10 protein-coding genes are annotated in these 11726 nt (G+C 72.0%); 3 read left to right on the top strand and 7 right to left on the bottom strand.

Going from position 1 to position 11726, the window contains the following annotated elements; genetic code table 11:
- Positions 1-9 precede the first annotated feature (9 nt).
- The 4 genes from whiA to uvrC all read right to left on the bottom strand — a co-directional run bounded on the left by whiA (position 10) and on the right by uvrC (position 4887).
- The gene (gene whiA / locus F0U47_RS03360) at positions 10-996 is read right to left on the bottom strand and encodes a DNA-binding protein WhiA (protein WP_149748865.1); all 987 of its coding nucleotides are present in this window, start codon (positions 994-996) and stop codon (positions 10-12) included.
- Positions 997-1044: 48 nt separating this feature from the next.
- Positions 1045-2022, bottom strand: a complete 978-nt coding sequence (locus F0U47_RS03355) for a gluconeogenesis factor YvcK family protein (RefSeq protein WP_149748864.1) — start codon at positions 2020-2022, stop codon at positions 1045-1047.
- The gene (rapZ, locus tag F0U47_RS03350) at positions 2019-2888 is read right to left on the bottom strand and encodes an RNase adapter RapZ (protein ID WP_149748863.1); all 870 of its coding nucleotides are present in this window, start codon (positions 2886-2888) and stop codon (positions 2019-2021) included. The genes F0U47_RS03355 and rapZ overlap by 4 nt, the downstream gene beginning before the upstream one ends.
- Positions 2889-2958: 70 nt before the next feature.
- Positions 2959-4887, bottom strand: a complete 1929-nt coding sequence (gene uvrC, locus F0U47_RS03345; protein WP_149748862.1) for an excinuclease ABC subunit UvrC — start codon at positions 4885-4887, stop codon at positions 2959-2961.
- A gap of 109 nt (positions 4888-4996) precedes the next feature.
- Between uvrC and F0U47_RS03340 the strand changes: the two genes are divergently transcribed.
- The gene (locus F0U47_RS03340) at positions 4997-6277 is read left to right on the top strand and encodes a tetratricopeptide repeat protein (RefSeq protein ID WP_149748861.1); all 1281 of its coding nucleotides are present in this window, start codon (positions 4997-4999) and stop codon (positions 6275-6277) included.
- On the opposite strand, the gene F0U47_RS03335 is transcribed toward F0U47_RS03340, so the two are convergent.
- The 3 genes from F0U47_RS03335 to uvrA form a co-directional block, all read right to left on the bottom strand.
- Positions 6267-6695, bottom strand: a complete 429-nt coding sequence (locus tag F0U47_RS03335; protein WP_149748860.1) for a Rieske (2Fe-2S) protein — start codon at positions 6693-6695, stop codon at positions 6267-6269. The two genes, F0U47_RS03340 and F0U47_RS03335, sit on opposite strands and share 11 nt — an antisense overlap.
- The gene (locus tag F0U47_RS03330) at positions 6692-7162 is read right to left on the bottom strand and encodes a QcrA and Rieske domain-containing protein (protein ID WP_149748859.1); all 471 of its coding nucleotides are present in this window, start codon (positions 7160-7162) and stop codon (positions 6692-6694) included. Before F0U47_RS03330 ends, F0U47_RS03335 begins: the two co-directional genes overlap by 4 nt.
- A 62-nt stretch (positions 7163-7224) precedes the next feature.
- On the bottom strand, positions 7225-10182 hold the full coding sequence (gene uvrA / locus F0U47_RS03325; RefSeq protein WP_149748858.1) for an excinuclease ABC subunit UvrA: 2958 nt from the start codon (positions 10180-10182) through the stop codon (positions 7225-7227).
- A 175-nt stretch (positions 10183-10357) separates the two neighbouring features.
- On the opposite strand from uvrA, the gene F0U47_RS03320 reads away from it, so the two are divergent.
- Together F0U47_RS03320 and F0U47_RS03315 are read left to right on the top strand one after the other, a co-directional pair.
- A complete protein-coding gene (locus F0U47_RS03320; RefSeq protein WP_188111143.1) occupies positions 10358-11044 on the top strand; it encodes a maleylpyruvate isomerase family mycothiol-dependent enzyme in 687 nt (228 codons plus the stop codon).
- On the top strand, positions 11041-11715 hold the full coding sequence (locus F0U47_RS03315) for an MBL fold metallo-hydrolase (RefSeq protein ID WP_149748856.1): 675 nt from the start codon (positions 11041-11043) through the stop codon (positions 11713-11715). The genes F0U47_RS03320 and F0U47_RS03315 overlap by 4 nt, the downstream gene beginning before the upstream one ends.
- The last annotated feature ends 11 nt before the right edge of the window (positions 11716-11726 follow it).

Below are 11726 nucleotides of genomic sequence, written 5' to 3'. Positions count from 1 at the left end.
TGCCCCGCCTCAGCCCTCGCCGGCGAGCATCTCCGGCGTCAGCGACGCCTCGGTGTCGGGGATGCCGAGCTCCTCGGCGCGCTTGTCGGCCATGGCGAGCAGCCGGCGGATCCGCCCGGCGATCGCATCCTTGGTGAGCACCGGGTCGTGCAGCTGACCGAGCTCCTCGAGCGAGGCCTGCTTGTGCTCGAGGCGGAGGGTGCCGGCCATCCGGAGGTGGTCGGGCACCTCGTCGCCGAGGATCTCCATCGCCCGTTCGACCCGCGCGCCCGCCGTGACGGCGGCTCGCGCCGAGCGCCGGAGGTTGGCGTCGTCGAAGTTGGCGAGCCGGTTGGCCGTCGCCCGGACCTCGCGCCGCATGCGGCGCTCCTCCCAGGCCATCAGCGTCTCGTGGGCGCCCAGCCGGGTCAGCAGCTGACCGATCGCGTCGCCGTCGCGGATCACGACCCGGTCGACGCCGCGCACCTCGCGGGCCTTCGCCTGGATCCCGAGCCGCCGGGCCACGCCGACCAGGGCGAGCGCAGCCTCGGACCCCGGGCAGGTGACCTCGAGCGAGGACGAGCGGCCGGGCTCGGTCAGGGAGCCGTGGGCCAGGAACGCACCTCGCCACGCGGCGACGGCGTCGCAGCCCCCGCCGGACACGACCGCCGGCGGCAGCCCGCGGACCGGGCGGCCGCGCTGGTCGAGGAGGCCGGTCTGGCGCGCCAGGGCCTCGCCGTCCTTGACGACGCGGACGATGTAGCGGCTGCCCTTGCGGATCCCGTTGCCCTGCACCATCACGACGTCGGACGACTGCCCGTACATCTCGGAGATGTCGCGGCGCAGGCGCCGTGCGGCGGCGCCGGTGTCGAGCTCGGCCTCGACCACGATCCGGCCGCCGACGATGTGGAGACCGCCGGCGAACCGCAGGGTCGACGCCACCTCTGCCTTGCGACAACACGCCTTGGTGACCGGGGTGGAGGCCAGTTCCGCCTTGACCTGAGCCGTCATCGCCATAAGGGCGATCCTGCCACGACGGTCAACTACCGAAGAACCCGGAACGGCCTAACCGGACTGCATGATCCGCGCGTAGGCGGCGGCGAGCAGCGTCGGGTCGTGCCGCGGGGTTCCGTCGCTCATCGCGACGTCGTCGATCTCCAGCCGTGCGCCGAGCGCGGCGACCATCGCGCGCAGGTCGTCGAGGCCGTCGCCGACGCTCTCCCGGTCCGCCAGCACCGTGTGGACGGCCAGGTCCGGCGCGTGCTCCGCGAGCACCGCCAGGTGGTCGGCCGGCCCGAAGCCGTGGGTCTCACCCTGCTGCTCGGCGAGGTTGAGGACGACGATCAGCCGGGCATCGGTCGCGACCAGAGCCTGCCTCAGCTGCGGGACGAGGAGGTGCGGGATCACCGAGGAGAACCAGGAGCCCGGACCCAGCACCGCCCAGTCGGCCTCCTCGATCGCCGCCAGCACCGCCGGGCTGATCTCGGGGTCGGGCGGGTCGAGCGCCACCGAGGTGATCACGCCCTCCGTGGTGGCGACCTCGACCTGGCCCCTGACCAACGTCAGCTCGTCGGGGTCGTCCGCGAGGCCGCGCACCTCGGCGGTGATGTCCATCGGCGTCATCGCCATCGGCAGCACCCGGCCCTTGGCACCGAGCAGCCGCCCGACCCAGTCGAGCGCGTCCACGTGGTCGCCGAGCAGCTCCCAGAGGCCGACGATCAGCAGGTTGCCGACGACATGGCCCCGCATCTCCCCCTCGCCCTCGAAGCGGTGCTGCAGCACCCGCGCCCAGGTGTCGCCCCACTCGTCGTCACCGCACAGCGCGGCGAGCGCCATCCGCAGGTCGCCGGGCGGCAGCACGCCGAACTCCCCGCGCAGCCGGCCCGACGAGCCGCCGTTGTCGGCGACGGTCACGACGGCGGTGAGCTCGTCGACCGTGAGGTCGTCGACCAGCATCCGGAGCGCGGTCAGCGACGCGTGGAGACCGTGACCGCCGCCGAGGGCGACCACGGCCTGGGCGCGGTCGTGGGGTCGAGGGGTCATTCGCGCCCCAGGTCGCGGTGGAGCGCGCGGGCGACGTAGCCCCGCTCCTGCATCCGGCGGGCGATCTCCTCGCTCATCGCTACGCTGCGGTGCTTCCCGCCGGTGCAGCCGATGGCAACCCGCATGAACCGCTTTCCCTCGCGGAGGTAGCCCTCCGCGACCCCGGTCAGCAGGCTGACGTACTGGTCGAGGAACTCCGCCGCTCCGAGCCGGCTGAGGACGTAGTCGGCGACGTCCTGGTCGCGGCCGGTGAGGGCGCGAAGCTCGGGCACCCAGTGCGGGTTGGGCAGGAAGCGCATGTCGGCGACGTAGTCGGCGTCGACCGGGATGCCGTACTTGAAGCCGAAGCTGATCGTGGTCACCCGCAGCCGCGTCGTCTCCGGCGTGCCGAACGACTCCGCGATCCGGTCGGTGAGCTGGTGCACGTTGAGGTTGCTGGTGTCGATGACCAGGTCGGCGTCGCTGCGGAGGTCGGCGAGCACGACCCGCTCCCGCTTGAGACCGTCGAGCAGCCGACCACCCTCCTGGAGCGGGTGCGGCCGGCGCGCCGCCTCCTGCCGTCGGACCAGCACCTCGTCGACGGCGTCGAGGAACACCAGCGTCGTGTGGCGGCCGGTGACGCCGTGGGCCAGGGCGCTGCGCAGGCCCTGGAAGAACGAGCCGGACCGTACGTCGACGACGACCGCGATCCGCTGGCTCCGCCCCTGGCTCTCGTCGACCAGCCGCACCACGTCGGGCAGCAGGCTCGGCGGCAGGTTGTCGACGACGTAGTAGCCGAGGTCCTCCAGCTCCTTCGCCGCCGTGCTCCGGCCGGCGCCGGTCATGCCGGTGACGACGACGAGCTCGCCGGCAGGTTGGGCCGTCATTCCGGGGTCCCCGCGGAGTTGTTCGCCGGAGGAGCGAAGCGGGGGAGGCGAAGAACTTCGTGGGGTGGGTTCATGACGCGGGATTCTTCCGTGTGGCGTCGCTGGTCGCGACCGCGGTCTTGATCGCGCTGGCCGTGCGCGGCCCGATGCCGGGGACCGCGGCGATCGCCTCGAGGTCGGCCTCGCGCAGCTTCTTCAGGGAGCCGAAGTGGCGCAGCAGCGTCTTGCGCCGCACCTCGCCGAGGCCGGGGACGTCGTCGAGCATGCTCTCGACCATCGACTTCGAGCGACGGCCGCGGTGGTGCGCGATCGCGAACCGGTGGGCCTCGTCCCGCAGCCGCTGGAGCAGGTAGAGGCCCTCCGAGGTGCGCCGCAGGATGACGGGGTCCTCCTGACCGGGGACCCACACCTCCTCGAGCCGCTTGGCCAGCCCGCAGACGGGGATGTCGTCGATGCCGAGCTCGTCGAGCGCCCGCTGGGCGGCCGCCACCTGGGGGGCGCCGCCGTCGACGACGACCAGTCCGGGGGCGTAGGCGAACTTGCGGGGCCGGCCGGTGTCGGGGTCGACCAGCATCGGCCCGTCCTCGCCGATCCGCTCCTCGCTGCGCGCCTGCTCGTCGAGCAGCCGGCGGAAGCGGCGAGTGATCACCTCGTGCATCGCCGCGACGTCGTCCGACCCCTGCTGGTCACGGATGACGAACCGGCGGTACTCCCCCTTGCGCGCGAGCCCGTCCTCGAAGACCACCATCGACGCCACGATCTCGGTGCCCTGGATGTGGGAGACGTCGTAGCACTCGATCCGCAGCGGCGCCTCGTCGAGCCCGAGCGCCTCCGCGATCTCGGAGAGCGCCTGGTTGCGGGTGGTCAGGTCGCTCGCCCGCTTGGTCTTGTGGAGGGCCAGCGACTCCTTCGCGTTGCGCGCGACGTTCTCCTGCAGGGACTTCTTGTCGCCCCGCTGCGGCACCCGGATCGACACCTTGGCGCCGCGGAGGTCCCCGAGCAGCTGCTCGAGGGTCGCCGGCTCGGGCGGCAGCTCCGGCACCAGGATCTCCTTCGGCACGGCGTCGGGCTCGCCGGCGTAGAGCTGGAGCAGGAAGTTCTCGACCAGCTCGGGCGTGCCGCTGTCGTCGGTGCGGTCGGCGACCCAGCCGCGCTGGCCCCGGATCCGCCCGCCGCGGACGTAGAAGACCTGGACGGCGACCTCGAGCGGGTCCTCCGCGAGCGCGATCACGTCGGCGTCGGCGCCGTCACCGAGCACCACCGCCTGCTTCTCCAGCGCCTTCCGCATCGCGCCCAGGTCGTCTCGCAGCCGGGCCGCCTTCTCGAAGTCCATCGAGTCGCTGGCGGCGTACATCTGCTGCTCGATGCGCTTCATGAACGGCCGCGTGCGGCCCGCCATGAACTCGCAGAAGTCGTCGACGATCGCCCGGTGCTCCGCAGGCGTGACGTTGCCGACGCAGGGCGCCGCACACTTGTCGATGTAGCCGAGCAGGCACGGCCGCCCGATCTGCTGCGAGCGCTTGAACACGCCGTTGCTGCACGACCGCATCGGAAAGACCCGGAGCAGGATGTCGACGGTCTCGCGGATGGCCCAGGCGTGGCTGTAGGGCCCGAAGTAGCGGGTGCCCTTGCGCTTCGCGCCGCGACCGACCATGACCCGCGGGAACTCCTCGCCGACGGTCACCGCCAGCCACGGGTAGGACTTGTCGTCGCGGTACTTCACGTTGAACCGCGGGTCGAACTCCTTGATCCAGGAGTACTCCAGCTGCAGCGCCTCGACCTCGGTCTTGACGACGGTCCACTCCACTGAGGCAGCCGTGGTGACCATCGAGGCGGTCCGCTGGTGCAGGTTGCCGATGTCCTGGAAGTAGGACGAGAGCCGCGCCCGGAGGTTCTTCGCCTTGCCGACGTAGATCACCCGTCGCTGCTTGTCGCGGAAGCGGTAGACCCCAGGCTCGGTGGGGATCTCACCCGGCTTCGGGCGGTAGCTCTGCGACACGGCTCCACCCTACGGACCGTCGCCGACGACTTCGCGGCTGACAGCGTGATCGGCAGATGCCCGCACCGAAATCGCGTCCGATCGCGGCCGATCGGGTGACACTGGCGGTATGGGTTGTCGGGACGACTACGGCTATCCGCTGACCACGAACGCCGCGGCCGCGGCGTCGTACGTCGCCGGAGTCCGTGACCTGCTCCGGCTCCGGCGCGGGGCGCACGTCCGCATCGCCGCCGCGCTCGCGCACGACCCGACGTTCGCCCTCGCCCATGCCGACCTCGCCCTGCTCGGTCACGAGATGTGCGTCGACGTCGACATCGCGTCCCGGCTCGACGACGCCCGCCGGCTCGCCGCGCGGGCCAGCGACCGCGAGCGCAGCCACGTCCACGCCGTCGACCAGCACCTGCAGGGCGACCACCGGCCGCTGCTCGCCCACCTCGAGGCCTACCCCCGCGACGCCCTGCTGCTCTCGGTGGCGATGCCGACGATCGCCTTCGCCGGCGTGACCGAGGTGCCGGCCGAGGCCTGGGCGATCGTCGAGCGCGCGGCGCCGTCGTACGGCGACGACCCGTGGTACCTCGGCGTGCTCGCCTTCGTCCGCCAGGAGCAGCACCGGTACGACGACGCGATGGCGCTGTCGTGCCGGGCGCTGGCCGTCGACCCGGCGGCCGGGCACGCCGCGCACGCCCGCTCGCACGCGCACTACGAGACCGGTGACCACGTCGCCGGCCTGGCCTGGATGGACGCCTGGGTCGCCGGGGAGGGCGCCGGGACCGAGAGCATCACCCACTTCGCCTGGCACGCGGCGCTGCACGAGCTGTCCCTCGGCGACCTCGACGCCCTCCGGCGCCGCTACGCGACCCAGCTCGAGCCCCGCCGCGCCGTCGGCTGCCGGGCGCTCGTCGACACCGGGTCGCTCCTGTTCCGGTGGGCGCTGACACCCGGCGCCGAGGCGGTCCCCGGCTTGGAGGAGGTCGCCCGGGTGACCGGTCGCGGGGTCCTCGAAGCACCGGCCACTCCGTTCCTCGCGCTGCACGCCGCGGTCACGCTCCTCGCGCTCGGCGACCTCGACGCCCTCCGACGGCTCGCCGCCCGCAGCGCCAGCCACCCGCACCCGGCCCATCGCGAGGTGGTCGCATCGCTCGCCCTCGCGCTCGAGGAGCTCGGCTCCGGTCACCCGTCCGAGGCCGCCGACCGGCTGGGCATGCTTGCGACGGACGCCTGGCGGCTCGGCGGTTCCGACGCCCAGCGCGAGATCGTGGAGGAGACCCGGATCGCGGCACTCCTACGGGCAGAGCGGTACGACGACGCGCGGGTCCTGCTCGACGCCCGCCTCGACCGCCGGCCGTCCCCGCGGGACGAGCGCTGGCGCGCGCAGGCCCTCAGGCCTTGAGGATCTTGTCGCCCTCGACGGTGATCTCCACGCTCGACAGCGCCGACGGCGCAGGCCCTCCGGTCACCTCGCCGGTCGCGGCGTCGTACGAGCTGCCATGGTTGGAGCAGTGGATGGTGCCGTCCTCGACCGAGGTGACGAGCAGCTGCTGGTGGGTGCAGACCGCCGTGTAGGCCCGGAAGTCGCCCTCCGTCGGCTGCACGACGACGATCTTCTCGTCGGCGAGCACGATGCCGCCGCCGACCGGGACCTCGGCCGTGGTGGTCAGCTCGGCTCCGGACTCGACCCCGGAGCCTCCGCCTTCCCCGTCGTCACCGTCGTCCCCGGCGCAGCCCGCCAGGGCGGCGGCGACGCCGAGCGCCCCCAGCCCGTGGAACACGATCCGGCGCGTGGCACGGACCTCCCCGAGGCCGCTCATCCGACCACGATCCGGCCGCCGTCGACGCTGAGGCCGACTGTGTCGAGGGGCGAGGGCGCCGGCCCGGCCGTGACCGACCCGTCCTCGATCGAGAACTGGCTCCCGTGGCACGGGCAGTTGATGGTGCCGCCGGAGACGTCGCCGACGAGGCACTGCTGGTGCGTGCAGACCGCGGTGAACGCTTTGAACTCGCCCTCGGTCGGCTGGGTGATGACGACCTGGTCCGCGATGATGCCGCCGCCCACCGGCACCTCGGACGTCGCGATCCCCTCGCCCGCCGGCGCCGACTCGCTCGCCGAGGGCTTGCCGTCCGCCGAGGTCGGGCTGGCCGGGTCGGAGGTGGCCGGGTCGGACCCGGAGTCGCTGCCGTCGTCGCCGCACGCGGCCAGCAGCGGCAGCCCGACCCCGAGGCCGGCGGCCCCGCCGAGAGCCCGCCGCCGACTGATGGTTGATCTTTTGATCGTCATACCGCACCTAACGTACCGAGGCGCCGTCTGGTTCAGGACGAGACCGATTTCTTGGGCAACGCTCAGCGACGGGTGCTGGTCCGGGCCTTCGCCGTGGTCCGCTTCTTGGCCGTGCCGGATGTCGCCGCGGACGCGCGCCTGCGCTTCGGCTGTGCCGCCTCGCGGCCGTCGAGCAGAGGCTTGAGGAACTCGCCGGTGAAGCTGCCGGGGGTCACGGCGATCTGCTCGGGCGTGCCCTCGGCGACGACCGTGCCGCCGCGGGAGCCGCCGGCCGGGCCCATGTCGACGATCCAGTCGGCGGTCTTGACCACGTCGAGGTTGTGCTCGATGACGAGCACGCTGTTGCCCTTGTCGACCAGCGAGGAGAGGACACCGAGCAGCTTGCGGATGTCCTCGAAGTGGAGCCCGGTCGTGGGCTCGTCGAGGACGTAAACCGTGCGGCCGGTCGACCGCTTCTGGAGCTCCGTCGACAGCTTGACCCGCTGCGCCTCGCCACCGGACAGCGTGGTGGCGGGCTGTCCGAGCCGGACGTAGCCCAGGCCGACCTCCACCAGCGTCTTCATGTGGCGAGCGATCGCCGGCACCGCCCCGAAGAACTCCAGCGCCTCCTCGATCGGCATGTCGAGGACCTCGGCGATGGTCTTGCCCTTGTAGTGGACCTCGAGCGTCTCGCGGTTGTAGCGCGCGCCGTGGCAGACCTCGCACGGGACGTAGACGTCCGGCAGGAAGTTCATCTCGATCTTGATCGTGCCGTCGCCGGTGCACGCCTCGCAGCGCCCGCCCTTGACGTTGAACGAGAACCGGCCCTGCTGGTAGCCCCGGATCTTCGCCTCCGGCGTGGAGGCGAAGAGCTTGCGGATGTGGTCGAAGACGCCGGTGTAGGTCGCGGGGTTGGACCGCGGCGTCCGGCCGATCGGCCCCTGGTCGACGTGGATGACCTTGTCGACGTGGTCGATGCCGGTGATCTTCTGGTGGCGGCCCGGGATCGTCCGCGCGCGGTGGAGCTCCTTGGCCAGCGACGTGTAGAGGATGTCGTTGACGAGCGTGGACTTGCCGGAGCCGGAGACGCCGGTGACGGCGACGAAGAGACCCAGCGGGAAGCTCACGTCGATGTTCTTCAGGTTGTGCTCGCGAGCGCCGTGCACAGTGAGCTCACGGCCGACCGTGCGCGGCCGGCGCACGGCAGGCACGGGGATCTCGCGCCGGCCCGAGAGGTACTCCCCCGTCATCGAGTCGGGGTGCTCCAGCAGCGCCTTGACCGTGCCCGAGTGGACGACCTGGCCGCCGTGCTCGCCGGCACCGGGCCCGATGTCGACGACCCAGTCGGCGACCCGGATGGTGTCCTCGTCGTGCTCGACGACGATCAGGGTGTTGCCGAGGTCCTTGAGCCGGACCAGGGTCTCGATGAGCTTCTGGTTGTCGCGCTGGTGGAGGCCGATCGAGGGCTCGTCGAGGACGTAGAGGACGCCCACCAGACCGGCGCCGATCTGGGTCGCGAGCCGGATCCGCTGCGCCTCACCGCCGGAGAGCGACCCGGACGGCCGGTCGAGCGAGAGGTAGTCGAGGCCCACGTCGAGCAGGAACTGCAGCCGCTCCTGGATCTCCTTGAGGACCCGCTCGCCGATCTGCCGCTCGCGGGCGGAGAGGTCGAGGTTGCGGAGGTAGTCGGCGGACTCGTTGATCGGCAGCGCGCAGACCTCGGCGATGTTCTTGCCGCCCGACTCCTTGGAGCCGAGGGTGACCGACATCGAGACCGGCTTGAGCCGTGAGCCCTCGCAGACCGGGCACGGCACCTCGCGCATGAAGCCCTCGAACCGCTCGCGGCTGACGTCGCTCTCGGCCTCGCGGTGACGGCGCTCGACGTAGGAGCGCACTCCCTCGAACTCGGCGTAGTAGGACCGCTGGCGGCCGTAGCGGTTGCGGGTCACGACGTGCACCTTCGTCGGGTGGCCGTCGAGGATCGCCTTGCGCGCCTTGGCCGGGAGCTGCTCCCACGGCGTGTCCATGTCGAACCCGAGCTCCTCGCCCAGGGCCTGGACCAGCTTGCCGAAGTAGTCGGCGACATGGGCGTGGCTCCACGGCTGGAGAGCACCCTCGCCCAGCGTCGCGGTCGGGTCGGGGACGACCAGCTCGGGGTCGACCTCCATCCGGGTGCCGAGGCCCGTGCACGACGGGCAGGCACCGAACGGCGAGTTGAACGAGAACGACCGCGGCTCGAGCTCGTCGGTGTCGAGCGGGTGCTCGTTGGGGCACGACATCTTCTCGCTGAACCGCATCTCGCGGTGCGGGTCGTCCTCGGGCAGGTCGACGAAGTCGAGCACGACCAGCCCGCTGGCGAGGTTGAGCGCGGTCTCCACCGAGTCGGTCAGCCGGCGCTTCGCCGAGTCCTTGACCGCCAGCCGGTCGACGACGACCTCGATCGAGTGCTTGATCTTCTTGTCGAGCTTCGGCGGCGAGTCGAGGTTGTGGATCGCGCCGTCGACCCGGGCGCGGCTGAACCCCTGGGTCTGCAGCTGCCGGAAGAGGTCGACGTACTCCCCCTTGCGGCCGCGGATCACCGGAGCGAGCACCTGGAACCGGCGGCCCTCCTCCAGCGCGAGCACGCGGTCGACGATCTGCTGCGGCGTCTGCCGCTCGATCGGCGCGCCGCAGGTGGGGCAGTGCGGGCGACCGGCACGGGCGTAGAGCAGTCGGAGGTAGTCATAGACCTCCGTGATCGTGCCGACCGTCGATCGCGGGTTCTTCGAGGTCGACTTCTGGTCGATCGAGACGGCCGGGGACAGGCCCTCGATGAAGTCGACGTCGGGCTTGTCCATCTGGCCGAGGAACTGGCGGGCGTACGCCGACAGCGACTCCACGTAGCGCCGCTGACCCTCGGCGAAGATCGTGTCGAAGGCCAGGCTCGACTTGCCGGAGCCCGAGAGCCCGGTGAAGACGATGAGGGAGTCCCGGGGCAGGTCGAGCGAGATGTCCTTGAGGTTGTGCTCGCGCGCGCCGCGGATGATGAGCTGGTCCGCCACTAACGTTCCGTTCCTGATCGGTGGTCGAGCCTGTCGAGACCCTTCGAACAAGTGTTCGCCATGGTACGGCGGGCGCACAAGTCGCCACACCGTTCACCACGATCTCACGGGGCGCCGACAACGACCGTTTCGAGGGCGGCTTCGACGGCGGGGCGGCGTTGGGCATGATGGCCGGGTGACCCTTCCCGTCGCGGCCGCGACCGACCGGCTGCTGCACACCGTCGACCACCTTCCCGACGACGACTGGGCCGCCGACAGCGGCTGTACCGGCTGGTCGAGGGCCCACGTCATCGCGCACGTCGCGCTCAACGCCGAAGGACTCGGCGGGGCGGTGCGGGGCCTGCTCGACGGCGTCCCCACCCTGATGTACGCCTCGAACGAGCGCCGGGACGCCGACATCGCGACGCTCGCGGCCGCCCCACCGGCCCAGGTCCGCGACCGGTTGCGGACCTCCGCCGCGATGCTGGACGCGGCGCTCGCCGACCTGCCGACCCTGCCGGACGACGCGACCTTCGAGCGCACGCCGGGCGGCGTCCGGCTGAGCGCGCACGTCGTACCCCTGCTGCGCCTGCGCGAGGTCGAGATCCACCACGCCGACCTGCTCGCCGGCTACACCCACGCCGACTGGCCGACGGAGACGGCGGTGCGCTTCCTCGAGCAGGACGCCGGCCGCTACGACGGCACGCCCGTGGTCGCCCGGGCCACCGACGTCGGGCGCACGTTCGCGTTCGGCAGCGCCGACGTCGACAGTCCCGTCGTCACGGGCTCTGCGTCCGCGCTGGCCTGGTGGGCCACGGGACGCGACCCCGGCGGGCTGTTGACCAGCTCGACCGGCACACTCCCGAGGATGGAGGGACGATGACCGATTACACCGGAGCCGTCACGGTCGGGGGCTCCCCCGACGTCCGGCAGCTGTCGCGGCTGACGATCACCAAGGTTGCGGTCGACGAGCAGATGTCCAACAACGCCTACCTGCTCCGCTGCTCGGCGACCGGTGACCAGGTGCTGGTCGACGCTGCCGCGGAGCCGGGCACCCTGCTGCCCCTCGTCGGTGACGCCGGGCTCACCACCGTCGTGACCACCCACCAGCACTGGGACCACCACCGCGCGCTCGCCGACGTCGTCGCTGCCACCGGCGCCGAGGTGGTCGCGGGTGAGCCGGACGCCGATGCGATCACGGGGCAGACCGGGGTCCCGGTGTCGCGCCGGGTGGGCGACGGCGACACCGTCGCAGTCGGCGACTGCGAGCTCGAGGTCATCCGCGTCACCGGCCACACACCGGGCTCGATCTGCCTGCTCTACCGCGACCCCGACGGCCACCCCCACCTGTTCACGGGCGACTCGCTGTTCCCGGGCGGCGTCGGCAACACCTTCGGCGACAGTGTCGCGTTCGCGACGCTCATCGACGACGTCGAGACCAAGCTGTTCGGCACGCTGCCCGACGACACCTGGTTCTATCCCGGCCACGGCGACGACTCGACGCTGGGAGCCGAGCGGCCGCACCTGGCCGAGTGGCGGGAGCGCGGCTGGTAGTGGCCGCGGCG

Source organism: Nocardioides antri (genome assembly GCF_008373765.1).
GTDB classification, from domain to species: Bacteria; Actinomycetota; Actinomycetes; order Propionibacteriales; family Nocardioidaceae; genus Nocardioides; species Nocardioides antri.
The sequence above is the reverse complement of the archived record's forward strand: the minus strand, read 5'-3'. Positions and strand labels throughout refer to the sequence as shown.

Coding starts and splice junctions, on each gene's coding strand:
- F0U47_RS03330 (WP_149748859.1), bottom strand. CDS start 7,162: ATGACGATCAAAAGATCAACCATCAGTCGGCGGCGGGCTCTCGGCGGG.
- F0U47_RS03315 (WP_149748856.1), top strand. CDS start 11,041: ATGACCGATTACACCGGAGCCGTCACGGTCGGGGGCTCCCCCGACGTC.
- whiA (WP_149748865.1), bottom strand. CDS start 996: ATGGCGATGACGGCTCAGGTCAAGGCGGAACTGGCCTCCACCCCGGTC.
- rapZ (WP_149748863.1), bottom strand. CDS start 2,888: ATGACGGCCCAACCTGCCGGCGAGCTCGTCGTCGTCACCGGCATGACC.
- F0U47_RS03335 (WP_149748860.1), bottom strand. CDS start 6,695: ATGAGCGGCCTCGGGGAGGTCCGTGCCACGCGCCGGATCGTGTTCCAC.
- F0U47_RS03340 (WP_149748861.1), top strand. CDS start 4,997: ATGGGTTGTCGGGACGACTACGGCTATCCGCTGACCACGAACGCCGCG.
- F0U47_RS03355 (WP_149748864.1), bottom strand. CDS start 2,022: ATGACCCCTCGACCCCACGACCGCGCCCAGGCCGTGGTCGCCCTCGGC.